The 26,438-nt window shown below is 51.5% G+C and carries 24 protein-coding genes; 14 read left to right on the top strand and 10 right to left on the bottom strand.

Annotation, left to right across the window (positions count from 1 at the left end):
* Nucleotides 1-201: 201 nt before the first annotated feature.
* Genes CCY32_RS04270 through mgtE form a run of 3 tightly spaced genes read left to right on the top strand, consistent with a single transcriptional unit; the run spans nucleotide 202 to nucleotide 3,239 of the window.
* The gene (locus CCY32_RS04270; RefSeq protein WP_088329361.1) at nucleotides 202-1,071 is read left to right on the top strand and encodes a mechanosensitive ion channel; all 870 of its coding nucleotides are present in this window, start codon (nucleotides 202-204) and stop codon (nucleotides 1,069-1,071) included.
* 11 nt (nucleotides 1,072-1,082) lie between these two features.
* On the top strand, nucleotides 1,083-1,889 hold the full coding sequence (locus CCY32_RS04265; protein ID WP_168171420.1) for a magnesium transporter: 807 nt from the start codon (nucleotides 1,083-1,085) through the stop codon (nucleotides 1,887-1,889).
* 18 nt (nucleotides 1,890-1,907) lie between these two features.
* On the top strand, nucleotides 1,908-3,239 hold the full coding sequence (gene mgtE, locus CCY32_RS04260) for a magnesium transporter (RefSeq protein ID WP_088329359.1): 1,332 nt from the start codon (nucleotides 1,908-1,910) through the stop codon (nucleotides 3,237-3,239).
* An 88-nt stretch (nucleotides 3,240-3,327) separates the two neighbouring features.
* On the opposite strand, the gene CCY32_RS04255 is transcribed toward mgtE, so the two are convergent.
* The 3 genes from CCY32_RS04255 to CCY32_RS04245 form a co-directional block, all read right to left on the bottom strand.
* Nucleotides 3,328-4,149: an alpha/beta hydrolase-fold protein gene (locus CCY32_RS04255; protein WP_088329358.1), complete on the bottom strand. Its 822-nt coding sequence runs from the start codon at nucleotides 4,147-4,149 to the stop codon at nucleotides 3,328-3,330.
* A 303-nt stretch (nucleotides 4,150-4,452) separates the two neighbouring features.
* On the bottom strand, nucleotides 4,453-5,679 hold the full coding sequence (locus CCY32_RS04250; RefSeq protein ID WP_088329357.1) for a hypothetical protein: 1,227 nt from the start codon (nucleotides 5,677-5,679) through the stop codon (nucleotides 4,453-4,455).
* Nucleotides 5,680-5,754: 75 nt separating this feature from the next.
* Nucleotides 5,755-6,750 carry an MBL fold metallo-hydrolase gene (locus CCY32_RS04245; protein WP_088329356.1) on the bottom strand — a complete coding sequence of 332 codons (996 nt, stop codon included), beginning with the start codon at nucleotides 6,748-6,750 and terminating at the stop codon, nucleotides 5,755-5,757.
* A gap of 167 nt (nucleotides 6,751-6,917) precedes the next feature.
* Between CCY32_RS04245 and CCY32_RS04240 the strand changes: the two genes are divergently transcribed.
* Nucleotides 6,918-7,856 carry a LysR family transcriptional regulator gene (locus CCY32_RS04240; RefSeq protein WP_088329355.1) on the top strand — a complete coding sequence of 313 codons (939 nt, stop codon included), beginning with the start codon at nucleotides 6,918-6,920 and terminating at the stop codon, nucleotides 7,854-7,856.
* A 112-nt stretch (nucleotides 7,857-7,968) separates the two neighbouring features.
* On the opposite strand, the gene CCY32_RS04235 is transcribed toward CCY32_RS04240, so the two are convergent.
* From CCY32_RS04235 to speB, 4 genes are all read right to left on the bottom strand, one after another.
* Nucleotides 7,969-8,262 (bottom strand): hypothetical protein, encoded by a 294-nt coding sequence (locus CCY32_RS04235; RefSeq protein ID WP_141096171.1) that lies wholly within the window; start codon nucleotides 8,260-8,262, stop codon nucleotides 7,969-7,971.
* Nucleotides 8,259-8,891 carry a DJ-1/PfpI family protein gene (locus tag CCY32_RS04230; RefSeq protein WP_088329353.1) on the bottom strand — a complete coding sequence of 211 codons (633 nt, stop codon included), beginning with the start codon at nucleotides 8,889-8,891 and terminating at the stop codon, nucleotides 8,259-8,261. Before CCY32_RS04230 ends, CCY32_RS04235 begins: the two co-directional genes overlap by 4 nt.
* Before the next feature lie 8 nt (nucleotides 8,892-8,899).
* On the bottom strand, nucleotides 8,900-10,816 hold the full coding sequence (speA, locus tag CCY32_RS04225) for a biosynthetic arginine decarboxylase (RefSeq protein WP_088329352.1): 1,917 nt from the start codon (nucleotides 10,814-10,816) through the stop codon (nucleotides 8,900-8,902).
* Between the two features lie 87 nt (nucleotides 10,817-10,903).
* Nucleotides 10,904-11,806, bottom strand: a complete 903-nt coding sequence (gene speB / locus CCY32_RS04220; RefSeq protein ID WP_088329351.1) for an agmatinase — start codon at nucleotides 11,804-11,806, stop codon at nucleotides 10,904-10,906.
* Between the two features lie 363 nt (nucleotides 11,807-12,169).
* Between speB and CCY32_RS04215 the strand changes: the two genes are divergently transcribed.
* The 7 genes from CCY32_RS04215 to uvrD all read left to right on the top strand — a co-directional run bounded on the left by CCY32_RS04215 (nucleotide 12,170) and on the right by uvrD (nucleotide 19,165).
* Nucleotides 12,170-12,328: a lipoprotein gene (locus CCY32_RS04215; RefSeq protein ID WP_246840528.1), complete on the top strand. Its 159-nt coding sequence runs from the start codon at nucleotides 12,170-12,172 to the stop codon at nucleotides 12,326-12,328.
* The gene (gene lysA / locus CCY32_RS04210) at nucleotides 12,329-13,579 is read left to right on the top strand and encodes a diaminopimelate decarboxylase (RefSeq protein WP_088329349.1); all 1,251 of its coding nucleotides are present in this window, start codon (nucleotides 12,329-12,331) and stop codon (nucleotides 13,577-13,579) included.
* Nucleotides 13,580-13,699: 120 nt separating this feature from the next.
* Entirely contained in the window at nucleotides 13,700-14,530 is an 831-nt protein-coding gene (gene dapF / locus CCY32_RS04205) for a diaminopimelate epimerase (RefSeq protein WP_088329348.1), read from the top strand.
* The gene (locus CCY32_RS04200) at nucleotides 14,527-15,213 is read left to right on the top strand and encodes a DUF484 family protein (protein WP_088329347.1); all 687 of its coding nucleotides are present in this window, start codon (nucleotides 14,527-14,529) and stop codon (nucleotides 15,211-15,213) included. The genes dapF and CCY32_RS04200 overlap by 4 nt, the downstream gene beginning before the upstream one ends.
* A gap of 3 nt (nucleotides 15,214-15,216) precedes the next feature.
* Nucleotides 15,217-16,134 (top strand): tyrosine recombinase XerC, encoded by a 918-nt coding sequence (gene xerC / locus CCY32_RS04195; protein ID WP_088329346.1) that lies wholly within the window; start codon nucleotides 15,217-15,219, stop codon nucleotides 16,132-16,134.
* 7 nt (nucleotides 16,135-16,141) lie between these two features.
* Complete coding sequence (locus CCY32_RS04190) at nucleotides 16,142-16,858, top strand: HAD-IA family hydrolase (protein WP_088329345.1); 717 nt, start codon at nucleotides 16,142-16,144, stop codon at nucleotides 16,856-16,858.
* Nucleotides 16,859-16,993: 135 nt separating this feature from the next.
* A complete protein-coding gene (gene uvrD, locus CCY32_RS04185) occupies nucleotides 16,994-19,165 on the top strand; it encodes a DNA helicase II (protein ID WP_088329344.1) in 2,172 nt (723 codons plus the stop codon).
* A 42-nt stretch (nucleotides 19,166-19,207) separates the two neighbouring features.
* Here the strand turns inward: uvrD and rarD are convergent, their stop codons facing one another.
* Both rarD and CCY32_RS04175 read right to left on the bottom strand, forming a co-directional pair.
* Nucleotides 19,208-20,125, bottom strand: coding sequence for an EamA family transporter RarD (gene rarD, locus CCY32_RS04180; protein ID WP_088329343.1), 918 nt, complete (start codon nucleotides 20,123-20,125; stop codon nucleotides 19,208-19,210).
* Between the two features lie 235 nt (nucleotides 20,126-20,360).
* On the bottom strand, nucleotides 20,361-20,834 hold the full coding sequence (locus CCY32_RS04175; RefSeq protein ID WP_088329342.1) for a thioesterase family protein: 474 nt from the start codon (nucleotides 20,832-20,834) through the stop codon (nucleotides 20,361-20,363).
* Between the two features lie 172 nt (nucleotides 20,835-21,006).
* On the opposite strand from CCY32_RS04175, the gene recQ reads away from it, so the two are divergent.
* On the top strand, nucleotides 21,007-22,800 hold the full coding sequence (gene recQ / locus CCY32_RS04170; protein WP_088329341.1) for a DNA helicase RecQ: 1,794 nt from the start codon (nucleotides 21,007-21,009) through the stop codon (nucleotides 22,798-22,800).
* Between the two features lie 54 nt (nucleotides 22,801-22,854).
* On the opposite strand, the gene CCY32_RS04165 is transcribed toward recQ, so the two are convergent.
* Complete coding sequence (locus CCY32_RS04165; protein ID WP_088329340.1) at nucleotides 22,855-24,156, bottom strand: aminotransferase class I/II-fold pyridoxal phosphate-dependent enzyme; 1,302 nt, start codon at nucleotides 24,154-24,156, stop codon at nucleotides 22,855-22,857.
* 104 nt (nucleotides 24,157-24,260) lie between these two features.
* On the opposite strand from CCY32_RS04165, the gene CCY32_RS04160 reads away from it, so the two are divergent.
* Both CCY32_RS04160 and CCY32_RS04155 read left to right on the top strand, forming a co-directional pair.
* Nucleotides 24,261-25,154, top strand: coding sequence for a dihydrodipicolinate synthase family protein (locus tag CCY32_RS04160; protein WP_088329339.1), 894 nt, complete (start codon nucleotides 24,261-24,263; stop codon nucleotides 25,152-25,154).
* A 43-nt stretch (nucleotides 25,155-25,197) separates the two neighbouring features.
* Entirely contained in the window at nucleotides 25,198-26,418 is a 1,221-nt protein-coding gene (locus tag CCY32_RS04155) for an MFS transporter (RefSeq protein WP_088329338.1), read from the top strand.
* The last annotated feature ends 20 nt before the right edge of the window (nucleotides 26,419-26,438 follow it).

Raw genomic sequence — 26,438 nt, 5'->3', positions numbered from 1 at the left:
GACAGCATAAGGGCTGCGCGGCGACGGTTCTTCATCAGTTTGTTGTGAATTGTTTTCGCTTGTTGCCAATTGTAAATGCCCCTGCTCAATACGGGCGTTTTTACACCGAATAACGCAAAAGCAGCGCTCAGCCGATGAACGCGCTATCCTCATTGTATTGCTCAACATCAATAAATTGTGAACATTGCAGAGGAACGCAGCATGACATCTGAATCACCTTCAGGTAACTGGCAAACCGCCCTGACCCAGCTTTACAGCGGCCTGAGCGAACAGCTCTGGGCCTATCTGCCACAACTACTCGGGGCTCTGTTACTGGTGCTGGCAGGATGGTTGGTGGCCTGGCTGCTGTCCCGACTTACCCGTTCGGTCATTAACCTTATCAACCGTCTTCTCGGGGCGCTCAAACCCCTTTCCATGCGTTCCAAGGCGCTGTATATCAAGCCTGCTCATGGCCGTATTGCCGGTAGGATCGTATTCTGGATTGTGATGCTGTTCTTTCTGGCTGCCGCCACCTCCACCCTGGGGCTGGCATTTTTCGCCAACTGGCTTGGTCAGTTCCTGACCTACCTGCCCCGCCTGCTGGCTGGCTTGCTGATCATGATCGGTGGCGTGGTTTTAGGTAACCTGCTCAGCAGTATGACCAAGGCCACCGCAGAGTCCGCAAAGCTGCCCAAAGTGATGTGGCTGGCGGCCATGGTCAAGTACGCCGTAATCTTCACTGCACTGGTGATTGGTGTTGAACAGCTGGGCATCAACATCCAGTTCATTACCAACCTTGTAGTCGTGGTGATTGCGGTATTCAGCGCCGGTCTGGCTCTGGCATTTGCACTGGGCAGCCAGAGCCTGGTGGCGAATCTTGTGGGTACCCGACAGGCCAGAAAGCACTGCAAGTTACAGGACTATATTCAGATTGGTGATACACAAGGTGTTCTGCTTGAAATTACCGACAATATGCTGATCCTGGAGACAGAGCAGGGCAGAACCCTGATCCCCGGTAAACAATGGATGAACCGCAGCAGTTGTGTGCTCAAACGGCGGCAACCCGAACCGTCATCGGCCGCGCAGTCTTAAAGGGAAACGCTATGACCACACCGCATCTGAGTATGGCGCTCTATTTTCTCAAAGAGCAACCCGAAGCGGCCGCCCGCCAGCTTGAACGGGAGCCGCCGCAACAGGTGGCTGAACTGCTACAGCAGGCCACACCGTCTGTCGCGGCGGCAACTCTGGCGACGATGATGCCCGATCAGGCGTCACGGGTACTCACGCTGATGACAGATGAGCAGGCAGCCAGACTGTTTTCTGAGTTAAATAGTGCCGATATTGCCACAATATTCCGATTGATGGACGAAGCACCGCGGTCACACTGCCTGACACTGATGTCTCCGCGCAAACAGGCCGCCTGCCAGCGATTACTCAGTTATCCCGATTACACCGTCGGCGCCTGGATAGAAACCGACATTCTGATGCTCACCGATACCATGCAGGCAAAAGAAGCCTTACTCAGGATCCGAAAATCTACCCGCTCTGATTTACAGCACAGCTTTGTGGTGAATCAGAATCGGCAACTTATCGGACCGGTCAGCGTGTATAAACTGCTGCATGCCTCTGAATCCACCCCGGTTTCCCGGTTAGTGGAACACCACACCAGCGGACTGAGTGGCTTTACTGAATTACAGGCGGCCATAGATATGAGCATCTGGCAACAGACTGACACCCTGCCGGTGGTGAACCTCAACAATGAGCTGATTGGGATTATTCATCACCACCGTCTGCGCTATGTGCTGAATCGCCAGAGTGCGCGAAAACAGCTGGCACTGCCCTACGAGGTATTAAATGCTTATGCGGCCTCAGTGGGCCGCTTGTTGGAATTATTCAGCCCTCAACATTGAGGGTGAGGAGACGTGACGATGCACCACATGGATCAGCTTGATGATACGGCCTCCCACCTGAATCAGGTCTTTCTGGCTAAATACCCTGCCAGAAGTGCCCGCTATCTTGAACAAATGCCGGCAAAGCAGGCCAGTCAGTTGCTACAGCAGCAACCGGTGCACCTGCTGGCAGGGGTGTGGAAATATCTCCCCCCTGGCTGTTCAGACGCCATTCTCGGCCACTTCAGTGACGATCTGGCGGCGCGCCTGATTGGATTTCTGGAGAGCCATCTGGCTATCAGCCTGCTCAGCCGCCTTAACATAGAGCGACAAAGGACGCTGTTCACCTTGCTGGAAGACAAACACAGCGCACTGGTTAACGAATACCGCTCTTTACTGACCTATCCTGAGGACTCCGCCGCCAGGATGATGACCACCAATATTCAGGCCTTCTCGGATGACACCACCGTGGCGGATGCGCTAAGCCGCTTGCGCCGATGCAAGGGAAGCAGTCCCGACACGCTGTATCTTGTCGATATCAATCAGCAACTGACCGGACAGATCCATATTACCGATCTGGTCAGCTGTGCGCCGGCAACCCCGTTGACCAGTATTGCGTCACCGGTGAAAGTGACACTCGACGCGCTGGACCATAAAGACACCGTGACCGAAACCTTTGAGGGCCACCGCAGCAAATCCATTCCGGTGCTGGACAGCCAGGGCCTGCTGATTGGCCAAATCGGCTATTCCGATGTCTATCAGTCAACCAAAGAAGACCTGGCCACCGACATGCAAACCATGGTCGGGGTGAGCAAGGAAGAAAAAGCCCTCTCCAGCAGCTGGTTTGCCGTGACCCGCCGCCTGCCGTGGCTGCAAATCAACTTGCTGACAGCCTTTGCTGCGGCCGCAGTGGTGGGCATGTTTGAGAATCTGATTGCCGAGGTAACCGCATTGGCGATTTTACTGCCAGTAGCGGCAGGGCAATCAGGAAATGCCGGAGCGCAGGCCCTGGCGGTGACCATGCGAGGCCTCACCCTACGCGAAATCACCACCCGTCAGTGGTCCAGAGTGTTGTTTAAGGAAATGCGTGCCGGCTTTCTCAACGGCGTCATCATTGCCATCACCTGCGCCGTTGGCGTGTATATCTGGAGTCAATCGGCCGGACTGGCCCTGGTCATTGCACTGGCGATGGTCAGCTCTCTGGTCATTGCCTGCAGTGCCGGTGCACTGGTACCTATGGGACTAAAACGTCTGGGCATGGACCCGGCGCAGTCCTCTTCAATAGTGCTGACCACCGTCACGGATATTGCCGGGTTTATGTCGTTCCTGGGCATTGCCTTGCTGTTGACGGATTTTTTACCCAAAGGCTAGGTGGGTGAAACGTTAATAAAACCTATCCTTCTGCTTTGTACTGTGAGTTCTATTAGTATTTGAACTTTTTTTATTGCGCTCTTACCGGCTAATTTGCAGCATTAAACAACCAGGCCAACCCGTTTCTGAAAGCCGATGGTGGCGCGGACAAATGGGTCTCATTGGGTAATACAACAATGTTTTTATGTAATGTACCGGTATCTGCTTTCTGCCAATGCAGTCGCCACTGATTTCCCGCTACACGAAACCTTTCACTATCGTCGCTGCCTTGAGCAACATATAGCCAGCGTTTATGTTTAGTTGACGCAGTGACAGGGTTTAAAAACGCTTCAACGTTGTTGTGCAGTGCTGGATTACTCGCTATATGCGCCCAGAAGATTGGATCTCCATACATTGCCATGTAGAGAGCAAATTGGCCTCCCAACGACTGTCCGAACAATATTCTTTTTTCAGGATTGGCACTGAACCTTGTTTCTATTTGATTTATCACCTTTCTTTTCAATAAGTTAGAAAACGCTTCAGCACCACCGTAGTGACCAGCCACCGTTGAAGGCAAGGTGAAGTCATGACCGCGGCTATTTCCTTGCTCGAAAGAAGAAACACCATAACTGATGCCAACCACAATCATTGGCGGTAGCTCCTCCGATATTGATAGATAGTTGTTATAACTCGCCAGCATTGGAAACATAATCCCCCCATCAATCAGATAGATTGCTGGATACTTGGTATCTTCGGAATACCCATGAGGCAAAGAAACAAAAACATGGAACTCTTTTCCATCAGAATCTCTTGTCACTGAGAAGTAGTGTGGGTCATGCAAAATTTGCATGTATTGCATGCGCGGATCATTGGCAAATGCCGACAAATGAACGAGTAAAAAAAGCAAAAAAATAAAGGGCTTAGTATTCATATGCAGTCCTGAAATATGCGGCGGTCGTTTTCAACCGGCTTACTCGTCAGTAAATTTAGAGCAAGGCATCTTTATCAATTAATAAAAAATGTCGAACTTATGCTTCATGATGAACTCAATATCGCCCGGCACCGCCTTGCGAGGCTATAGCTGGCGCAAAATTATTGTCTTAGGGCCACAGTTACTTGTTAGTTGTTTATAGCAGCCCCAATTGTAGCTTTCTATTTTGCGCCATGAAGCTGCAATGGCAATTACGGGCAGTCGGTCTCATCACAGTGAACGCTCAAACCCGTTCGCACTCTTTCATTTGGTATGAGTATTCAACGCCTGTATGAATACAGCACCGGAATCAACACCGGTACCATCGTGGTTTGGTGTAGATATCACAGCCATTCCATCATGCAACCCCACGTTCCATCCAAATCGATCATTAGGCAAGCTGACCTTTGCAGTAATTTTTGATGTGTAGTTCCAGCCATCAGCACCTTTGTGATAAACATAGACCGCCCCGGTATCAGCACCGTTTGAGTCGTGGTTCATTGCACTGATGATTGCGGTGTCTTTATTTAGTGCTACACCCCGCCCAAACCTGTCGTCTGCTTTACCGTCCGGTGAAGTCAATTTAAGCTTTTGTGTCCAAACGTGACCTCTTCGCTCAAAAATATAGGCTGAACCGGCATCGATACCTACACCATCAATATCATCCCGTCTTGCCGAAACTAACGCGGTATTTTCAGAAATAGCCACCCTGACACCAAAGATATCGGTTTGACCACCATCAGACGCCATAAGTTTAGCTTGTTGTTTCCACTGGTTATCATCCAGAACATAAACGTAAACGGCTCCTGCGTTTTCCGCTTTTTGATCATGCAAATCAGCGCCCACAAGAATGGTATTACCGTCAATCGCAACACTGATGCCAAATAAGTCTTCCTGTGCACCATCACTTGCTGTGACTTTTGTTTGGTAGTGCCATGCATCATTCTCTCGTTTGTATATATAAGCGGCCCCTGAGTCTATCCCCAAGGCGTCGTTTCGCGGAGCGCCAATGACAAGGTGTTTTTCAGTAAGCGAAATACTCTGACCAAACGCATCACCCGGCCTGGCATCTGGTGCGGTGAGTATTTGCTTCTGCATCCAATTGCCCGACTGACGCTCGAAAGAGATCACCGCGCCGGCGTCTTCACCCTTATCGTCCCTATTCATAGCGCCTAACATAGCCACATCATTTTTTAATGCGACGTTACCGCCCAGCGTGTCTTGCGCGAAAGAGGGTTCAGCCACAAGCTTGGCTTGTTGATACCAGCCGTTCTCACCTGATACATAAACATAGGCCGCCCCAGCATCCACCAAACCTTTAACATCAGCTTTATAGGCACCAACGAGTACTGTATTCCCATCAATTGCCGCACTGTAACCAAAATAATCCTCGGCCCTGCCATCTTGCGCGAAAATAATTTCTTGCGTCGCAAAGCCGTTACCAGCCGCTAGTGTGAGCGCCGCACCTATGTATATTGGTATTAAACTCACCGATCCCCCCCACTCGCCTCAAAAAAATTACAAACAAAAATTGAATACAGATAGGTTGTTCACCTTCATAGACTATTACTCAAGCATTCCCGTAATATCGTAGTAATGGGTTGTCACCATTCTCTCGGCGCTAATAAAAGCCCAGCCCCATTTTTCCGCATAGCGGCTTAACGGGTTTAATGCCTTAATAGCCTCTAAAGGCAAGCCTTTTTCAATGAACGCTTTAATAATTTTGTGCGTCTCACTCAACATTCTGATACTTGCTTCTAAGTCAACTATCGTCGCTATCGGACCATGCCCTGCGATAATTTTCGTATCAGCATTAGCCACTTCAATTATCTTTTTAATCCCCGCAATATAGCCTGCTACCGTGCCGCCATTGTCAATATCAATAAACGGGAAGCGTCTGTTAAAAACGAGGTCGCCGCCATGTATTACATTGGCCTCTTTGAATACAACAAAGAGGTCGCTATTTGTATGCGCATTAGGTGTGTGGTAAAGCTCAATACTTTGGCCATTCATTTTTATCGATGTATCGTCCGTGACATCGATTGTGGGGTAATACTCGGGTGTAAACGATGGGGCATCACGACCCAGCATTTTAAGTGCTTTGGGGTTTTCAAGATAATGGCGAACATTGGGATGAGCCATTATCACCGCGCCGCGCCTCTTAAAGTAGGCATTGCCTCTGACATGGTCCCGATGAAAGTGTGTGTTGAGGATTAAATTAACCTCTCGGTTATCAGATAGTTTTTTCTGAGCATCATCAATCAGCTCGACTAAGTGCTCCATCTTTGTATCGACCATGAACACGCCGTCTTCGCCGATTAATACGGCAACGTTGCCAGAACGGTCTGTCCTTAGTTCAAAAATGCGACTCCCAAGGTCAGTGATCTTGATATCAAAGCCTTTCTCCTTGTCGTGATTGTGTGCAGCCGCAACGCTGCACCAGCAAAGAATAGCGATAAGCTGAATCACTTTTTTCATGATCACTATCCAGAGCGGCTGTCTTGCAAGTGGCTTGACGATAAAATCATCTGAGCAACTGAATACGGGGAGGATTGCGTTCATACTCGTTATCCGTGCTTGATTACTCAATGCATAGTAAGGAGGCACAGAAACAAAATATAATTTTATAATGACATTCCATTCATTTCTTAATGTGATGAATATAGTAATATGAAAACTGAAACATAAAGATATATGATGGGTTTGAACAGTGATTTAGGACGTTAGTGATGCGCCCCCATGAGTTAAAGTTGTTGGTTATCTTCGATGTGATCATGACTGAAAAGTCAATAACACAGGCGGCTGAACGGCTATCGATGACTCAACCGGCGGTGTCAAATGCTGTGTCCAGAATGCGGGTGTTGTGGAAAGATAAACTGTTTGTTCCAGATGGCCGCAGGATACAGCCAACAACCTATGCAAATAACCTTTGGGGGAGAGTGCGCGACTCCTTACATAATATCAATCAAGCTATAGAGCCTGAAGAATTTGAGGCCAGAACGGCTAAGAGGACATTTAGAATTGCTTTACCTGATATTGCTGTTGATGCGCTTTGGTTGGAGTTAAGAAAGTTATTCGAGAAAGAAGCCACCGGGCTTAACTTACATGCGGTTCCTTATACCATAGCCCATACCAAACCAATATTGGATGCTGCTGATGTTGACCTGGTTATCGGGCAAAGCAACCGTTCATTAGAGAATATCTGCACAGAACACCTGTTTGATACGAGCTATGTCTGTGTCATGCGTAAAGATCACCCTTTAACCAAGAAGCCCCTAACAGTTGAAGCGTTTTCATCAGCAGAACACTTGTTAGTCTCATTGTCTGGCGATATTGCCAGTCCCACAGACCAGGCTTTACAACAATTGGGATTAAGCCGACGAATCGCTTTTACGGTGAATAGCTTTTCCTCAGCAGTTCCTATCATTAAAGAGAGTGATCTCATTGCGATTTTACCTACTGACCTGATTCACAAGTATTTAGCGAGCGGTGAATTGGCTATTGCCCACCCGCCATTCGATATTCCTCAATCTTCAATTTCAATGTTATGGCATAAGCGACAAAGTTCCGATAAAGGTTTAATTTGGTTGCGAAAGCACATCAAACAAATCTTCATAAGACGAAGAACACACCAGGTTGAACAAGTTCTGAGTGCTATTGATTGGTAGTTTTGTCGTCTTAAATTTCTATCACGCTGACGTCTTGATAGCCGGGCACATAGCATCAAAAAGGGATAATGCTCTGCCCGTGATTCGCTAGATGCAGTCCTGGTTCTGGGCTTTATGGCTTTTTGATCAAGGGTATCAATGTAAGCTGAACGTGCAGTGCGACCAGCACGGCCAATAACCAAATCATGATCATCAAAGGCAGATGCTGCATGTCTTTGATGAAAAATAGCGCCGATGCTAAAGGCAGCAGGGTAAACAGAGTAGCCAGTGACGTGGTCACAGGCCGATGACATTGCTGGCACAGGCGCGTGTTGACAGGCCAGAGCGTCAGCTTTTGCCACCAGCGCAACGCGGGCTGCTGACAATGTGGGCACGTGAGCTCTAGCCGGTACTTCATCGGTGTCACTCAATCCCCTGGATACGACGCGTGTCAGACTCCGGGTAAGGGTATTCCATATGCTTGGCTGTATTCCTTGCCACGGTTTCACCCAGATACCTGGCCACCAGCCTGATGGACAAATCAATTCCTGCTGAAATACCGGCGCTGGTGCAGATGTTTCCCTGCATCACAAAATGCTTGTCTGCGATGACCTTTACTTTGGGAAACTGCTCACGCATACGAGACAAGGAACGCCAGTGAGTTGTGGCCTGCAAACCATTTAACAGGCCTGCCTGGGCCAGCAACATAGAGCCGGTACACACCGACGCCAGCGTGTTTACCTGAGCATGCTGCTGTACCAACCAGTTCAGCAGCGCAGTATTGTTTGCCTGCTGGCGGGTGCCCCAGCCCCCGGGAATAATCAGAATATCCAGCGCCGGAGCGTCATACAGCGTGGCATGCGGTAGCACCTGCATCCCACCACTGGTGGTGACCGTTGCGGCCGTTTCTGCCAGCAAAACCACCTCAAAGGGTGGTGGGTGATGGCGCTCACGGGGCTCCTGCATGCGTGTGGTTGAGAACACCTCAAAGGGGCCGCAGTAATCCAGCACCTCCACATCATCAAAAAGGAGTATCCCTACCCGATATTGCGCCATGACATCACTTATTTACTGGTTTTCATGTAGGTGTAGCCGTGCAGACAATCTTCATAAAAGTCTGTCCACTTCACGCCCTCTCGGGGTTTGATGTTTCCTGCTGCCACCTGTTTATCGATAAAGCGCTTCACATCTTTGGCCATGGCAGAGGGGTTGTATTGCATAATCGACAGCACACCACTGACCGACGAGCCGGTCACCACTTCTTCAATGTAAAAATCCGCCGGATCGTCGTCATCACTGAAAATGTGCACTTCATGAAGACGCCCGAACAGGTTGTGCATATCGCCCATCACATCCTGATAGGCGCCGGTCAGGAACAAACCCGCGTAATACTCTTCACCAGGCTTGAGCTTATGCAGGTGCAGCACGTCGGAGATACCATGTTCGCCGATAAACTGATCTATTTTACCGTCGCTGTCGCAGGTTATGTCCACCAGCGAGCAATTGACCGAAGGTTCCTCGTTCATGCGTGTAATGGGTACCACTGGCAATACCTGATCAATAGCCCAGGTATCCGCCGCTGACTGGAAAATGGAAAAGTTACACAGATACTGGGAAGACAGCGCATATTCCAGCCCTTTGAGCTCTTCGGGAATGTATTCGACCTGCTTCAGTTCCTGATTAAGACGCGCCATGATTTCCCAGTACAGGGTCTCCAGCTTGGCCAGTTCCTCCAGCGAAATCACGCGCAATTTAAAGGCATCCACTGCCTGCTCTTTCCAGGTTGAGGCGTCGTTAAAGATTTCCTGTAAGCGCCCGTCATTATCAAAGGCCGAGAGCAGATCGCGCATGTTGCTGACAAGCACATGTTCACCTTCTGCGGCCTGCGTATCAAACTGAATATTGCTGTTTTTGATTTCCCCTACGATCTGGGTGATCACACAGCTGTGGTGGGCTGTTATCGCACGGCCACTCTCACTGACCAGATTAGGGTGAGGCACCCCTTCCAGATCACAGACTTCTTTCATGCCGTACACCACGTCGGCCACGTATTCCTGCATGCTGTAGTTACGGGAAGAATCGCTGGTTGACTGGGTACCGTCGTAATCCACGCCGAGTCCACCGCCCACGTCCACATACTGTAAGTCCACGCCCATATTGCGCAACTCTGCATAGATGCGGCCGCCTTCGGCAACGGCATCCTTAACCGAACGGATATCAGTCAACTGAGAGCCAATATGAAAATGCAATAGCTTGAGACAATGCCCAAGGCCCTGCTCCTGCAGGTATTTAGCGGCATTAATAATTTCGGCAATGGTCAGGCCAAACTTAGCGCGGTCACCGCCGGAACTTTCCCACTTGCCTTTGCCCTTTACGGTCATTTTCGAGCGTACACCGATAATAGGATCGATGTTCAGTTCCTTCGAGATACGCACCAATGACAGTAGCTCAGAGTATTTTTCCACCACCACAATGATATTGCGGCCCAGCTTACGTCCGAGTAATGCCAGACGCATAAATTCTTCGTCTTTGTAGCCATTGAGTATGGTCAGCGAGTTTTCCGTGGTTTCAAAGGAAAGCACCGTCAACAACTCAGCCTTGGAGCCCGCCTCAAGACCATAGTCATAGGGTGCACCGGCGTCGACAATCTCCTCCACCACTTCACGCATCTGATTGACTTTGACCGGATACACGCCCTTGTAGGCCCCTTTGTACTCGGCTTCACCAATGCACTGGCGAAAGGTCTGATTGAGTAACGCCACCTGTGAGCGGAGAATATCGTGAAAGCGCACCACAACCGGAAACTGAACGCCTTCCTGTTTGATTTCTTCGATCACCGTATTGAAATCAATGCGCACATCCGGGTTGTCGAGTATGGGGGTGATATACAGGTTGCCATTTTCACCGATGTCAAAATAACCACCACCCCAGCGCTTTACCCGATACAGTCTTTCTGCGTCTTCTATTGTCCAGTTTGCCAATCTGCTATCTCCCAAATAACAACACGTCGGCGCTGGCTGTTTTCGCTTCGCCGACTCGAGTATTTATTTTATTTAATCTGACCTTATTCAGGCCTGCATGCAAAGTATCAGTTCACGTACCACTTTAGCAGCAAAAACCTCACTGTTGCCTGAGCTGTCAATTTCCGGTGAGAGTTCAACCACGTCGCATCCCACCAGATTCTTATTGCGTAGGATCTTGAGCAGTTTGATAAACGAGTGGAAATCTTCGCCACCGGGCTCAGGCGTTCCCGTACCCGGTAAAAAGCTGGGGTCGAAATAATCCAGGTCCAGGGTCAGATAAACCGGTCGTTTGGCAGCAATCGCTTCAATATCGGCCAGAAATGCCTCCCGTGACGTGCGAATGGTTTTGTGCTCCCGCATCCACTGGTATTCCTCTTTGGTGCCGGAACGAATGCCATACTGAATCAACTGATGGTCCGGACCAAAATGATCCAGTGCCCGCCGGATGATAGACGCGTGAGAATAGTGATAGCCCTCGTAGCCATCTCGCAAATCGGCATGGGCATCAAGATGCACCAGTACCAGATCCGGATACTGCTGCAGATACTTTTTAATCGGCGCATAGGAGATCGAATGCTCACCCCCCAGGGTCATGATGCGAACCTTGTCCTTCTCCAGATCACAATCAGCAAACAGGTAAGAGAAATCATCGGTGGCACTTTGCCACTGCTCTTCTACTTCTTCACTGGTGCCAAGGCGCAGGTTGCCCATATCAACAAACTGACACTGCTCCAGATCGGCATCCAGATAGGGCGAATAGCTTTCGATATCCTCCGACACATCACGCAACGCATCGGGCCCATTGCGAGTGCCCTTGCGAAAACAGGCGGTACCGTCAAACCCGAAACCAATCAGATGTAACTGACCGGGGATCACTTCAGACGTGGTTTTTGCCATATGAAAAGGCATACTGGGTGGGTTCAGCGTCACCGTATTTACGTTAGACATGATTCAAATCCTATGCTGAATGAATGCGCGTAGTATAAAGAATAGCAGGGGACTTACCCCAGTTTTTTCTGCTGCAATCTAACGCAAGTTTTGGCCGTTGTATCTTTGGGGCTGGTCTTGTTTTTATCGGCATGTCATAGCGCCGTATCCTTGTTTTCGCAGACTATATTCCCGTTTGCTCTGCCGCATACTCCAATAAAACATATCGCCCCTTAACAGCAACATCCCCGACTGACACGATAAAAAGCATCGGAAGCCCCGATAGATAGGGCTTTGCGGGCATATATTAGTGTCTTAAGTTGCTTTGCTTTTTGTGCAGCCAATGCCATCATAGCCGGTCTGATACCTGTGTGGAGTGACGCCGTGAAAAGGTTAAAACTGACAACTTTCGTTTCCCTGCTGCTGTTGGCGGGCTGCGGCCAGAAGGGCCCGTTATTTATGCCGGAACCTGCGGCACAGAATAAACCCGCGCAAACACAGGCACCTCAGCCTCAATCCACCCGCGAACAAGAGCAGAACTAGATGGATTTCTTTGTACATCAAGATCAGAAACTGATGGCCGAAAAGGTTCCCGTCAGTCACATTGCCGCCAAATATGGTACACCCTGTTATATCTATTCCCGCGCCACCATTGAGCGTCACTGGCGTGCCTTTGATGATGCGGTGGGTGAGCATCCACACCTGATCTGTTACGCGGTTAAAGCCAACTCCAATATCGGCGTGCTCAGCGTACTGGCCAAACTGGGGTCAGGCTTTGATATTGTTTCCGGTGGTGAACTGGCGCGGGTGATTGAAGCCGGTGGCGATCCTGCCAAGGTGGTGTTTTCCGGCGTCGGCAAGACCGAGCAGGAAATTGCCTACGCACTCGAACAGGGGATTAAGTGCTTTAACGTGGAATCCCCCTCGGAGCTTAAACGCATCAACAAAGTCGCGGGCGAACAAGGTAAACAGGCACCGATCTCATTGCGGGTTAATCCCGATGTGGATGCCAAGACCCATCCTTATATTTCTACCGGCCTCAAGGCCAATAAATTCGGTATCGAGCGCGAACAGGCGGTAGAGGTGTATACCCAGGCGGCGAAGATGCCACATCTTAAGATTGTGGGCATGGATTGTCATATCGGTTCACAACTGACCGAAGTGGGCCCTTTTGTGGATGCGCTGGACAGATTGCTTGAGCTGGTGGATGAACTGTCTGCAAGAGGCATTGAAATCGAGCACCTGGATGTAGGCGGTGGCTTGGGCGTAACCTACAAAGACGAACAACCACCCCAGCCTGATGCCTATGTTAAAGCCATTGTCGATCGCATGCAGAACCGGCGCCACCTACCGCTGATTTTCGAGCCGGGACGGGCCATCATGGCCAATGCCGGGGTTCTGGTCAGCAAGGTGGAATTCCTCAAGCAGGGGGCAGAGAAAAACTTCGCGCTGGTGGATGCCGCCATGAACGATCTGATCCGACCGGCCTTATATTCTGCCTGGATGGATATTGTGGAAGTGGATCGCAGCCTGCCCCGTTCATCGTTCACCTATGATGTGGTCGGTCCAGTATGTGAAACCGGTGATTTCCTGGGTAAGGATCGTGAGCTGGCGATTGATGAAGGCGACCTGATTGCCGTGCGCAGCGCCGGTGCCTATGGCTTTACCATGGCCTCAAACTACAATAGCCGTTGTCGCCCGGCAGAAATTCTGGTGGACGGTGAGCAGTGTTATTTGGTGCGAGAACGAGAAAAACTCAAGGATCTCTGGAAAGGAGAGCATAAAGTTCCGTAAACTACCCTTATTCAGAATTCAGCGACAGCACCGGGGTCAACAAGCAAGGCACGCTATTCAGTCAAGGAATGTATGAATCGCGCCATACCCCGGTTGTTTTGCTTACTATAAGTGGTACCGATGCACATTCATTTTTCAAAAATGCAGGGCCTGGGCAATGACTTTATGGTCATCGACAATGTTACCCAGAATGTATTTTTCTCCAAGGATAAGATTCAGCAACTGGCAGATCGCAATTTCGGTATCGGCTTTGACCAATTGTTGCTGGTAGAACCCCCCTACGATCCGGATCAGGATTTTCATTACCGTATATTTAATGCCGATGGTACCGAGGTCTCCCAGTGTGGCAATGGTGCCCGCTGTTTTGCCCGCTTCGTGCGCAATAAAGGTCTGATAAACAGAAATAAAATAGTCGTAGGCACCAGAGCCGGACGGATGGTATTGTATCTTGAGCGGGATGGTCAGGTGACGGTCAATATGGGTAAACCTCAGTTTGAACCGGCGCAGATCCCGCTCAAAGCCAATAAAGAAGAGGCAACCTATATCATTCGCGAAGGCGAACACACTATTTTTTGTGGTGCCGTATCGCTGGGTAACCCCCACTGTGTGATGGAGGTGGATGATATTACTCAGGCGCCAGTTGAAAGTCTGGGTCCTTTACTGGTAAAACATGAAAGGTTTCCCGAAGGGGTGAATGTGGGCTTTATGCAGATTCTGTCACCCTCTCATATCAAGCTGCGTGTTTACGAGCGCGGCAGTGGTGAGACCCTGGCCTGTGGCAGTGGCGCATGCGCGGCGGCAGTCATTGGGCAATTGTGGGGGAAACTGGAATCAGACGTCAGAGTCGACCTCCCCGGAGGAACACTGACCATTCGCTGGCAGGGCCGTGATCGGGTCGTGAAGATGACGGGGCCGGCAGAGCATGTATTTGATGGAAGTATCAGCCTATGAGTGACATGTCGAGACAGGAAAAAGCACCACTGACTTCCAGTGGCTTTGCATCACTGGAACCGGAAGCCGTAAAAGAATATCTGCTGGCCAACCCGGATTTCTTTGTTTATTTTCCTGAAATTCTCGACGGTCTTCGTCTTCCTCACCAGCAAAAAGGCACTGTCTCTTTGGTTGAGCGACAGGCAGAACAGCTTCGCCTGAAAGTGCGCAAGCTGCAGCTGCAAATCAATGAGCTGATGGCCACCGCCAAGCAAAATGAGCGCATATACCGTATTTACGCTGATCTCAATCTGCGTCTCTTCCAGTGTCGAACCTTGTTCGATGCCCGCAAAACTCTGGAACAGGTGCTACTGCACCAGCTGGAGTTGCAGACCTTGTCCCTGAAGCTGTTTGGTTTTGACGATGATTTACCAGAAGCCAGTAAGCGGCACCTGATGGACAAACGCTTCAACAACAACATTTATTATCTGGGACGTTTAAGCCAGCAGGAACAGAAAATGCTATTCAATGACCGCCCTGTCGGCTCGGTTGCCATGATGCTGCTGGGAGAGCGCGGTGAAATGGGACTGCTCGCCGTGGGCAGTGATGAACCGCACCATTTCCACCCTGGCATGGATACCCTGTTGATCACGCAGTTACAAAAATTCCTCACCCTGGTGGTTCCTCAACTCGCGGAATACTGAGGCATGACCCCCTCAGCCTCAGAGCAGATTGATAGGTGGCTGGAGAAGTTTTTTGCCCACCTGCGTAACGAACGCAATCTTGCTAAGCGCACCCGCGATACCTACGCACAACAACTCGAAGGGGTAGCACAGCAGCTGAATCTGAACAGCTGGTCTGAATTAACCGCCTTACATATCCGCGAACTGCTCAATGATGCCCGCCGTAAAAGGCTTAGTCCCGCTTCCATTGCCCTTAAATTGTCGGCGCTGCGCACTTTTTGCCAATACCTGTTGTTGCAGGGAGAGCTCAGCACCAACCCCACCACAGGCATTCAGGCACCCAAAAAGGGGCGCCCGCTGCCCAAACAGTTGCATGTGGATGAAATGAGCCAGTTGCTGGATTTTGATCCCGGTGATGATGTGCTGGGTATTCGTGATAAAGCCATGCTGGAGCTGACCTACAGTTGTGGTTTGCGTCTGGCGGAACTGACCGGCCTGAATCTGGATAACCTCAATCAGGATAAAAGCCTGCTGCGGGTCATAGGTAAGGGCAATAAAGAGCGCTTACTTCCGGTTGGCAGAGTGGCACGGCAGGCGGTGCAGGCCTGGCTCAGGGTGCGCCCGGAGTTAGCACCGGCAGACGAGCGAGCCCTGTTTGTGAGTAAACAACGCCAGCGCATTACCTCACGGCAGATCGCCCAGCGCATGCAGCACTGGGCCAGCCGCCAGGGCCTGAATCAGCCGCTAAACCCGCACAAACTGAGACACTCCTTTGCCACACATGTGTTAGAGTCGAGCGGCGATTTACGCGGTGTGCAGGAACTCTTAGGTCATGCTAATCTGACCACCACACAGGTCTACACACACCTGGATTTTCAGCATCTGGCCCAGGTTTATGACAAAGCCCATCCCAGAGCGAAAAAAACGCCCAGAGAGCAGTAGCAGCCAAATGATTATTTATCGTCCCTTGAGGCCAGTTAAGGCCTTGTCATTTGATTTGGATGACACCCTCTACAATAACCATAAAATCATGGTCAAAGCGGAGCAGGCACTGCTCGACTTTCTCCACCTTGAGTATCCGGATACCTCCAGTCAGGGAATAGAATTCTGGCGGGAAATCAAATCGACATTGCTGCAAACTCAACCAGAGCTGCAAAACGACATGGGCCAGTTGCGCCGCCTGCAACTGAATCAGGGGCTGGAAAAGTGTGGTTATCGGGGAGAAACCCTGACCACCGCCACCCAGGTGGCCTTTGATTATTTTTACGAACAGCGTAGTGATTTTCAGGTAACACAGAGCACCTGCAAACTGCTCGAACACCTCGGCGAAAAGGTGCCCCTGGTGGCCATTACCAACGGTAATGTCAACCTGGAGAAAATCGGTATCGCCGGCTATTTTCAAGTCTGCTATCACGCCAGCCTTAAACAGCCCATGAAGCCCCATTCCTGCATGTTTGACCTCGCCCGTGAACATCTGGGCCTACCAGCTGAACAGATGCTGCATATTGGCGATGGTCTGCGCAATGATATTGCCGGCGCCATCAATGCTGGCTATCAGTCAGCCTGGTATGCCGCGAATCGCCCGCTCGACATGAATAATGAGCCCGCCACGGTACTACCCCATATTCAGCTGGCCAATCTGGACGAATTGCTCACCCTGCTCTAGACAGAGGCATAAGCCAGGTATTCCATCACGGCTCGGCATAACGCCGGCGCCGTGGTTTTTGACAGTGTATAAATACACAGTATAACTGTTATACTTGCCCCAGTTTACGCACCAACAGCTGTGAGATTAGCCCCCATGGATGTATCCAGACTCATCGATAGCCTCAATGATAAGCAGCGCGAAGCCGTTGCCGCCCCCCCTGGTGATATGCTGGTGCTGGCTGGTGCCGGCAGTGGCAAAACCCGGGTACTGGTGCACAGAATGGCCTGGTTGATGGAGGTAGAGGGCATTTCACCCTTTGGTATTCTGGCCGTGACCTTTACCAATAAAGCCGCCAGAGAGATGCGCGCCCGGGTCGAAAAGCTGATGCATTCATCCTTACAAGGCATGTGGATTGGCACCTTCCATGGCCTGGCCCACCGTTTACTGCGCACCCACTACGAAGAAGCCCGGCTGCCGGAAAATTTTCAGATCCTCGATTCAGACGATCAGTACCGGCTGATTCGCCGGGTTCTCAAGGCACTGAATCTGGATGAGAAGCACTGGGCCCCCAAATCGATTCAGTGGTATATCAACGGCAACAAAGACGAGGGGTTGCGGGCACAGCACATTGAAACGCACGGTGATCCGGCCCAACAGCGCATGAAGGAAATCTATCAGGCCTATCAGGACACCTGTGACCGCTCCGGGCTGGTGGACTTTGCGGAGCTATTGCTACGCGCCCATGAGCTTTGGGTCAACCATCCGCGCATCTTGCAACATTACCAGCAACGTTTTCGCGCCATTCTGGTGGATGAATTTCAGGACACCAACAATATCCAGTATGCCTGGCTGAGGTTGCTGGCCAGTGACAACAATAACATGATGATCGTCGGTGACGATGACCAGTCTATTTATGGCTGGCGCGGGGCGAATGTGGATAACATTCAGCACTTTTTACGTGATTTCGAAAGTGCCCAGACCATCCGGCTGGAGCAGAACTACCGCTCCACCGGAAAAATTCTCAAGGCCGCCAATGCGGTGATTGAGAATAATCAGAGTCGTCTTGGCAAAGAGCTGTGGACAGACGGTGTAGACGGTGAACCCATCGCCTTGTATGCCGGCTTCAACGATCTGGATGAAGCCCGCTTTATTGTTGCCCAGATACGTCAGTGGCATGACAAAGGGGGCGCCCTGTCAGACTGCGCCGTGCTGTACCGTAACAACGCCCAATCACGTGTACTGGAGGAGGCCATGCTGCATGAAGGCCTGGCTTATCGTATTTACGGCGGCTTGCGCTTCTTCGAGCGTCAGGAAATCAAAGATGCGCTGGGCTACCTGCGTATGATCAATCAGTCTCTGGACGACGCGGCCTTCGAACGGGTGGTGAACACTCCCAGCCGCGGTATCGGCGAGCGCACTCTGGAGCAGATCCGGGAAATGGCGAAGGTGTCTGAGTTGTCGCTATGGCAAACCTCACTGCAGATGTTGCAGGAGAAAAAGCTTTCCGGTCGCGCCGCCAATGCCTTGCAGGGTTTTGTGGACCTGATTTTTAAACTGCAACAGGACACGCAGGAGCTGTCACTGGATCAGCAGGCCGATCAGGTCATCAAAGGGTCTGGCCTGTATGCCATGTATCAGGCCGAGAAAGGCGAAAAAGCGCAGGCCCGCATCGAAAACCTGGAGGAGCTGGTCACCGCCTGTAAACAGTTTGAGAAGCCCGAAGAGGCCGAGAACATGACGCCGCTGTCGGCTTTCCTCGCCCACGCCTCCCTGGAGGCGGGTGAATCCCAGGCTGACAGCCATCAGGATGCGGTGCAGATGATGACCATGCACAGTGCCAAAGGGCTGGAGTTTCCAATGGTATTGATTGCGGGCGTGGAAGAGGGCATGTTTCCCAGCCAGATGAGTGCCGAGGAACCCGGACGCTTGGAAGAAGAGCGCCGTCTCTGCTACGTAGGCATGACCCGCGCCATGGAGAAGTTGGTCATCACTTACGCCGAGAGCCGCAGATTATATGGGCAGGAAAAGTATCATACCCCGTCACGTTTTTTGCGCGAAATCCCCTCTGACTGCGTTGAGGAGATTCGTCTGCGCAATACGCAGGTCTCACGACCGGTGCAGAATCGCTTCACCCCGGCCACCTCTCACTCGGCCTTTGACTCTACCGGCTTTTCACTGGGCCAACGGGTGATTCACCCGAAATTTGGTGAAGGCACGGTGCTCAACTATGAAGGCTCAGGTGAGCACGCCCGGGTGCAGGTGAACTTCAGTGACGTGGGCAATAAATGGCTGGTGCTGACCTACGCGCGGCTCACCCCGGCATAACCCTGATCTTGCCCCCGACTCAAAAAAACTAAGCCAAATACATCAGGCGCCAGCGGCCATGGCCGCCTTTCTGGCCTTTCGGTTACGCTGAAAGTGACGATAGGAATCAAAACTGAACAGCGCCAGACCGGTCCAAACCAATGCAAAGGTCAGCAGGCGTTCCTGGTGCAGTGGCTCATGGTACAAAAACACCGCCAGTACAAACATAATGCTGGGGCCGATATACTGGAAAAAACCCAATGTGGAGTACATGATTCGTCTTGCTGCACCGGTAAAACAAAGCAGGGGGGCCGTGGTCACAATACCGGCACAGATGAGTGTCAGATTGAGAGTCCAGTCATTCTCCAGCATATTGCTGGCGGGGCTGGCAAACCATACCCAGTAAGCAATGGCCACCGGCATCATTAACAGGGTCTCAAGAAAGAGTCCGGGCATGGAGTCCACATCAACCTGTTTGCGCAGTAACCCGTATACGCCAAAGCTTCCCGCCAGGGCCAGTGCAATCCAGGGTACCTGACCGAAAGACACCACCATAATACCCACCCCGAAGAGTGCCATGCCGACCGCAATTTTTTGTAACCGGCGTAACCGTTCACCCAGAAAAATACGCCCCAGGGCCACATTCAGCAGGGGGTTGATGTAGTAACCCAGACTGGCATCAAGCAAGTGATCGTTATTGATAGCCCAGATAAATAACAGCCAGTTGCCGGCAAGCAACACGCCGGAAATCAACAGGATCTTCATTACCTTGGGTGTCAGTAGCGCCTTTTTGACCTTGGCAAATTGCCCCAACACCAGTACCAGCACCACCAGAATCAGCATGGACCAGACAATGCGGTGCAGCAGAATGTCCGGTGCAGGCACACTCAGCAGCAGCTTGAAATACATGGGTGCAAAGCCCCACATACTATAGGCGGCAATGGCGAGCAGTATTCCGGTGCGAGCAGACTTATCAGACATTGGACAGTTTTTAGCCAGTGGATCAGGCGCGTATCTTCCGTGATTAAGACCCACAAAGCAAACGAATGCTTTTCGCCACTTGGATTAGAAAAAGTAATTAATGATTTGCTACTCTGGATAATGAGCCCGCCTTTAAAACTGAGTTGAAACACGTCCTTGTGGCAGCGGTCCAGCCTCGCCTTCCTGGCGAGTCGTTCACCACGCTGCGTTATGCCACTGGCATAACGGTCGTGGTTCACCCCACCATATAAGTACCGGTGCCAAAGGCGATATGCTCCCCGGCTTCGTTATGCAACTCCATTCTGCACACGGCGACCCGGCTGCCTTTTCGTATGACGCTGGCGGTGGCAATAAACTCCTCGCCTTTGCCGGGGCGCAGGTAATCTACACGCATATCAATGGTGCCTATACGCCCGAGGCGTTGCTGAAACGTCTTCAGATCCATGTTCGGCATGTCTTTGACCACATGCAGAATCGCCATCAACCCGCCCACGGTATCCAGCACCGAGGCGGTCACGCCCCCATGCAGGATTTTCTGCAGGGGATTGCCCATCAGGTTGTCGTTCCAGGGCAAACGCACCTCTACACCGTCTCCGTCAAACTGGCTGATCTGCAGCCCCAGCATTTTGTTAAAAGACATGTGGTCACGGAAAACGGCGGTCACATATTCGGCCAGTTCACTTTTGTGCAGGGTTGGTGAAGGGGTCATAGCGTCCTCTGGTCGGATCTGTTTTCAGGAAATAACAACAGCATATCTGAGCCTTTACACAAGTGCCAGATCACAGCCTTCGCAGGGCAGATTATCATGGCCGATTAGGTTACACTGTGCGCCAGTTTTCATACTCTCAGCGGTTTTCTTGTCACACGTCGTTGCCAACCCTATGAGCGAGCACACTCCGGAACGCATTCTTAAAGATATCTTCGGTTATCAGGCCTTTCGTGACGGCCAGCAACCCGTGATTCAGGCGTCTCTGGAGGGCCGTGACACCCTGGTGCTGATGCCCACCGGCGGTGGAAAATCCTTGTGCTACCAGATTCCGGCCCTACTGTTACCGGGCCTCACTGTGGTGGTATCGCCGCTGATTTCACTGATGAGAGATCAGGTCGATGGCCTCAAGGCCTCCGGTGTGCAGGCGGCCTGCCTGACCTCGGCCTTATCACCCCAGCAACAGTCTGAAGTGATGTCACAGGTCAGAGACGGGCACATTAAACTCCTTTATGTGGCGCCCGAAAGGCTGATGCAGCCTCACTTTATTCAGCGCTTACAGGATTTGTCCGTGAGCCTGTTCGCAGTGGACGAAGCCCACTGTGTCTCCCATTGGGGGCATGATTTTCGACAGGACTACATGGCCTTGGGCCAGCTCAAACATTTCTTCCCCGGTGTGCCGGTAATGGGCCTGACCGCCACCGCCGATCCGGCTACCCGCGCCGATATCCTGCAACAATTAAATTTACAGCAGCCTTTTGTGCATCAGGGCAGTTTTGATCGGCCGAATATCCGTTATACCCAAATCCAGAAATATAAGCCGCTGGACCAGCTTGAGCGATATATCCGCGAGCAGGAAGGCAGCGGCATTATCTACTGCAACAGCCGCAAGAAGGTGGATGATGTGAGCTACAAACTGGCTAACCGTGGCATCAACTGCGCCGGTTACCACGCGGGTATGGAAGCGGAAATCCGCGAAATCATTCAGCGTGATTTCATCGCCGACAACATTGATGTGATTGTGGCTACGGTCGCCTTTGGCATGGGCATCAACAAACCCAATGTGCGGTTTGTGGCCCACCATGACCTGCCCCGTACCATCGAGTCTTACTACCAGGAAACCGGCCGCGCCGGACGTGACGGCAGCCCTGCCGAAGCACTGCTGCTGTTTGACGAAAAAGACGTGGCGCGCATTCGTGAGTGGATCAGCATGACCGAAAACCCTCAGCGCCAGCAGGTGGAGCTACAACGCTTTGCGGCCATGGAGGCCTTTGCCGAATCCCAGACCTGCCGCCGTCAGGTGCTGCTCAACTACTTTGGTGAATACAATGCCACTGCCTGTGGTAACTGCGATATTTGTCTGGATCCGCCCAAGCGTTTTGACGGTACCGTGGCCGCACAAAAAGTCTTGTCCTGTATCTATCGGCTCGAACAAAGTGCTGCCAGCCAGTATCTGATTGACGTACTCAGGGGTAAGAAACTCAAGCGTATTGTCGATGCCGGCCATGATCAGCTCAGCACCTATGGTATTGGTAAAGACGAATCCGACGCCTGGTGGCACAACCTGATCAACCAGCTGATTCATCAGGGGCTGGCTCGGGTAGACATCACCCAAAACGCCGTTATTAAGCTCAATGAAGCGGCCAGAGCGGTATTAAAAGGTGAGATGGCGGTGAATCTGGCGGTACCCAGAATGAGCCTGAATTTAGGTAAGAAAGCGAAACTGGACACCCGCAATTATGACCGCGCCCTGTTCGCCAAGCTGAAAAAATTACGCAAAGCCATCGCCGAGGAAGATTCGGTGCCGCCCTTTGTGGTCTTCAGCGATATGACCCTCTCTCACATGGCAGAATTGCTGCCCACCAGCGACGCGCAGATGCTGGACGTCAGCGGCGTGGGCCAGACCAAACTGGCCCGCTATGGCGAGCCATTTTTAAACGCCATTAAGGACCATCTGGCAGGTGAATGAGTCACTTGTTTTCATACTCTCACAGCGCTCTCGCTTCAGCCGGTAGTCGCACACTCAGGAGGCGAGAACCGCAGCGATATCCTGTGCAAACTGCTCTGCGGTGGGCGCATCCATTTTTTGCACACTCACCCTCAGAGCCCCGGATGTATGACTAATATCAAAAGCACTGCCGGGCCTGACAAGCCAGCCCTTGCGCGAAAGTGCAAACGCCACAGCGTGACAATCCCCACCCACCGGTACCCAGACATTCAAACCATCAACCGTTGGTCCGGGCGCAATGCCATGCTTAGTCAGAGCATTGATAAGCAGGTTACGGCGATAGGCACAGTTCTTTTTTGCTTGCTCACGTTGCTGTTTAAAATGCGCATGTGTCAGACAGGTATATACCAATGACTGCAATACCCGGCTGACCCACGACATACCCGGAGCCAGGCGGGTATTAATGCGTTTAACGGTATCTTTATCCGCAGCGACAAACGCCATGCGCAAATCAGGCCCCAGTCCCTTGGACACGGAACGAAATATCGCCCAGTTGTAAGTATTGTCGGGGATCACAGAATGATGTTCAGTCACGGCCAGTAATGAAAAATGGTCATCTTCCATGACCAGTACATGGGGGTATCGGCGTAATACTTCGCGAAGCTGCTCAGCGCGTTGAGCAGACACACTGGCACCTGTGGGATTGTGCGCCCGCGGCGTAATTAGCAGGGCTTTGGCGCCTTTTTTCAGGGCTGCTTCGAGGGCATCGGGACGCATACCATATTCATCGACTTCAGCCCCGGATACCTGCATGCCCGCCAGCCTGATCGCATTAGCAGAGCTGATATAACAGGGATCTTCCACCACCACTTTGTCGCCGGGCATCAAGTGTGCGGCGAGTAAACGTTCCAGCGTATCAATCGCACCATTGCACAATGTCAGGTCAAATTCCTGCGAACAGCTTTCATCAAACCAGACCTTTGCATACTCGATTATCTGGGGAAGTATGGCCGCTTCACCGTATAAAAATTGATGCAGATGGGTTTCGCTGGCGACCTTATTCAGATCCGGAAGCCATTCCCGCCGAGGATTGCCATCGGCGAGATCAAACAGCGAGGTCTCGGTGAGGCCTTCCTGCTCTCCGGCATCCGGCACATCACAAATACGGGTTCCTAAACGCCCCTGCGCGACCGCGAGACCGGCTTTGACCAATTGCTGATAACCCGATGCGACCGTGTTGCGATTGACGTTTAATTGTTCGGCCAGTGTTCGGACTGGCGGCAGTGTATCGCCGGCTTTAAGCTGATTTTGTTTGATTAGCTCACGCACTGACGCAAAGATTTCTTGTGCAGATCCACCTGTAATCTTGACTTTCATTTATGTCCTATGACAAAGTTTATTTACGTCACATGTCAAAAATAGTCAATGGACGGTTATCGCATGTTTCGTTTTATCCACATTCTAAACAAATAGGAGCGCGAATGTTTACTGGTTTATCGGCTTTCCCCCTGACACCGTTTAAAAATGAGCGAGTAGACTTCGCTGCTTTTGAGAAATTAGTCACCAACCTGGTCGGGGCCAGAGTGGAGTCAATTTGTGCCATGGGCTCGACCGGCTTATATCCCTATCTGAGCCAAGAGGATTTCGCCAACGTGGCAAAGAAAACCGTTGAGTTGGCGAATGGCCTGCCGGTAATGGTGGGTATTGGTGCACTGCGAACCGTCGATGTCATCAAAAACGCCGAAGCAGCACAAAAAGCCGGCGTCAGTGCGGTTTTGCTGGCCCCGCAGACCTATCATCCATTGCATGAACATGAAGTCTTGTCTTTATACGAAGACGTAACTGCCGAATTGTCGGTACCCTTGTGTGTTTATGAAAATCCGGGGGTGACTCAGTTTACCTTTAGTGATGAGTTGTATCATAAGGTGTCGCGGCTTCATGGCGTGAAAGCCATTAAGATTCCGGGTGTGCCATTCGCTACAGAGAATGGGGCACTGCGACTGGAACAATTGCGCCGCATCGTGCCGGATTCTGTGGCCATTGGTGTCAGTGGTGACAAATTTGGTAGCAGAGGAATGCTGGCCGGATGTGATCTGTGGTTCTCCGTGGTGGCGGGGCTCTTCCCCCGCACTCTGCAGCGATTGATGCAGGCCGCTCAGTCCGGCCAGAGTGCCGCTGCCATAACATCATCTGAACAGTTAGACGGCCTTTGGGAGCAGTTTGCCCGAAATAGGGGCGGGCTAAGAGTGATGGCAACGGCCGCAGAAATTCTGGGTTACGTTGAAGGCAATTGCCTCCCTGCTCCCCTTAAGCCTCTGGGGAAAGAAGACCGAACCACGCTGGTAAACTTACTAAAACAGTTGCAACTGGACTAAATGGACCGTCAGCAGGATTGTTTGTGCGATGCGGGGGCACAGTATGTGGCGGATTAGCTTAAACGGCCTGACCCTCTATGTACTGACAGCCATGCTGGCTCGCATTGCCACCGGAGGCGGCGCCGTAGCAGTCATTCTGCTGGCCCATCGTTATGGTTTAGAGGGTAAGATGGCAGGTGCACTGGTGGCCTGCCTCACCGCTCCCCATATCTTTGGACCTGTTTATGGCCGCTGGCTGGACCAAAGCCACAACCCGCTGAAAATTATCGCGCTAGCCTGTTTTTCATTTACCGCTTTTTACCAGTTGGCGATACTGGGCTTTGCATGGAATAGCAGCTGGTTATCCGTCAGTGCCCTACTGATGTGTGGCGCCAGCAGTTCGTTTATGATGGGCGGGCTCAGCACCCAGTTGGCATATCTTGTAAATGATGATCTGACCTCCCGGCGCAAGGCACAAAGCTGGGACACCATCACTTATGGTTTTGGCCTGACCTTGGGCCCGATGATGATCGCTATGTTAACCGGCAGTTACTCCGTATCGTTCAGTATTGCATTGCTGATGAGTCTGCCGGTACTGTCAGGCTGTATCATGCTCTTCATTCCAACACCTTCGCGACACCCGACACAGCAAAAGAACTTATCCATGGGGTTCGCTCAGGTAATTAGTGTTATCAGGCGTTCGTCAGGGCTGCGACGAACCCTGGCGATGACCTCAGGGGCATCCTTCAGTGTGGCGGCGTTACCGGTTCTGGCAGTTTATCTCAGTGAAAGCTGGCAGCACAGCAAGGAAAGCGGGGCCTATCTCGTCACGTTATACGGTATCGGCTGTCTGTGCGGCGCCGTGGCGCTCATGCTCAGGCCCCTGAGAGCCAACGCCATAATCTTGCTCAGAAATGTCGGCTCGGTGCTACTTGTGACGTTACTACTGGTGGTTGCGAGCCAATCCTTTAATAGTGGACTTGTCACATACTGGCTTTGTGGGGTCGTCAATTCGATATTCTTTGCCGTAACGCTGGCAGCCAGAAGTGAGTACGCGCCACAGCAAGGTGCGGCACAAGTTTATATGTGGGTCGCCGCCGCGAAAATCAGTGTCGCCTCAATGGGCGCCTTCGTCGCTGGCACGCTGGTGGACTTGTCTACCTCCTTGCCACTACTTGTCGCCGCCGGGGTGCTAGCCGCCACCCTGGTGTTGTGTTTCTATAAGGGAAACGAGAGCAGAATCACAGATTCACAATGTGACATAAAAAGCTATGGGGAGCGATAAATTCGATGAAGCGTCAGAGG

The sequence above is a fragment of the Lacimicrobium sp. SS2-24 genome, assembly GCF_002201535.1.
In the GTDB taxonomy this organism is placed as follows: Bacteria; Pseudomonadota; Gammaproteobacteria; order Enterobacterales; family Alteromonadaceae; genus Lacimicrobium.
This window is presented reverse-complemented; position numbering and strand designations above follow the sequence as displayed.

What these genes read in the sequence shown, in the direction of transcription:
- dapF (WP_088329348.1), top strand. Translation starts at nt 13,700, where the DNA reads ATGCACATTCATTTTTCAAAAATGCAGGGCCTGGGCAATGACTTTATG.
- CCY32_RS04240 (WP_088329355.1), top strand. Translation starts at nt 6,918, where the DNA reads ATGCGCCCCCATGAGTTAAAGTTGTTGGTTATCTTCGATGTGATCATG.
- CCY32_RS04165 (WP_088329340.1), bottom strand. Translation starts at nt 24,156, where the DNA reads ATGAAAGTCAAGATTACAGGTGGATCTGCACAAGAAATCTTTGCGTCA.
- CCY32_RS04270 (WP_088329361.1), top strand. Translation starts at nt 202, where the DNA reads ATGACATCTGAATCACCTTCAGGTAACTGGCAAACCGCCCTGACCCAG.
- xerC (WP_088329346.1), top strand. Translation starts at nt 15,217, where the DNA reads ATGACCCCCTCAGCCTCAGAGCAGATTGATAGGTGGCTGGAGAAGTTT.
- CCY32_RS04200 (WP_088329347.1), top strand. Translation starts at nt 14,527, where the DNA reads ATGAGTGACATGTCGAGACAGGAAAAAGCACCACTGACTTCCAGTGGC.
- lysA (WP_088329349.1), top strand. Translation starts at nt 12,329, where the DNA reads ATGGATTTCTTTGTACATCAAGATCAGAAACTGATGGCCGAAAAGGTT.
- speB (WP_088329351.1), bottom strand. Translation starts at nt 11,806, where the DNA reads ATGTCTAACGTAAATACGGTGACGCTGAACCCACCCAGTATGCCTTTT.
- mgtE (WP_088329359.1), top strand. Translation starts at nt 1,908, where the DNA reads ATGCACCACATGGATCAGCTTGATGATACGGCCTCCCACCTGAATCAG.
- CCY32_RS04175 (WP_088329342.1), bottom strand. Translation starts at nt 20,834, where the DNA reads ATGACCCCTTCACCAACCCTGCACAAAAGTGAACTGGCCGAATATGTG.
- recQ (WP_088329341.1), top strand. Translation starts at nt 21,007, where the DNA reads ATGAGCGAGCACACTCCGGAACGCATTCTTAAAGATATCTTCGGTTAT.
- rarD (WP_088329343.1), bottom strand. Translation starts at nt 20,125, where the DNA reads ATGTCTGATAAGTCTGCTCGCACCGGAATACTGCTCGCCATTGCCGCC.
- CCY32_RS04155 (WP_088329338.1), top strand. Translation starts at nt 25,198, where the DNA reads ATGTGGCGGATTAGCTTAAACGGCCTGACCCTCTATGTACTGACAGCC.
- CCY32_RS04265 (WP_168171420.1), top strand. Translation starts at nt 1,083, where the DNA reads ATGACCACACCGCATCTGAGTATGGCGCTCTATTTTCTCAAAGAGCAA.
- CCY32_RS04255 (WP_088329358.1), bottom strand. Translation starts at nt 4,149, where the DNA reads ATGAATACTAAGCCCTTTATTTTTTTGCTTTTTTTACTCGTTCATTTG.
- uvrD (WP_088329344.1), top strand. Translation starts at nt 16,994, where the DNA reads ATGGATGTATCCAGACTCATCGATAGCCTCAATGATAAGCAGCGCGAA.
- CCY32_RS04160 (WP_088329339.1), top strand. Translation starts at nt 24,261, where the DNA reads ATGTTTACTGGTTTATCGGCTTTCCCCCTGACACCGTTTAAAAATGAG.
- CCY32_RS04230 (WP_088329353.1), bottom strand. Translation starts at nt 8,891, where the DNA reads ATGGCGCAATATCGGGTAGGGATACTCCTTTTTGATGATGTGGAGGTG.
- CCY32_RS04190 (WP_088329345.1), top strand. Translation starts at nt 16,142, where the DNA reads ATGATTATTTATCGTCCCTTGAGGCCAGTTAAGGCCTTGTCATTTGAT.
- CCY32_RS04245 (WP_088329356.1), bottom strand. Translation starts at nt 6,750, where the DNA reads ATGAACGCAATCCTCCCCGTATTCAGTTGCTCAGATGATTTTATCGTC.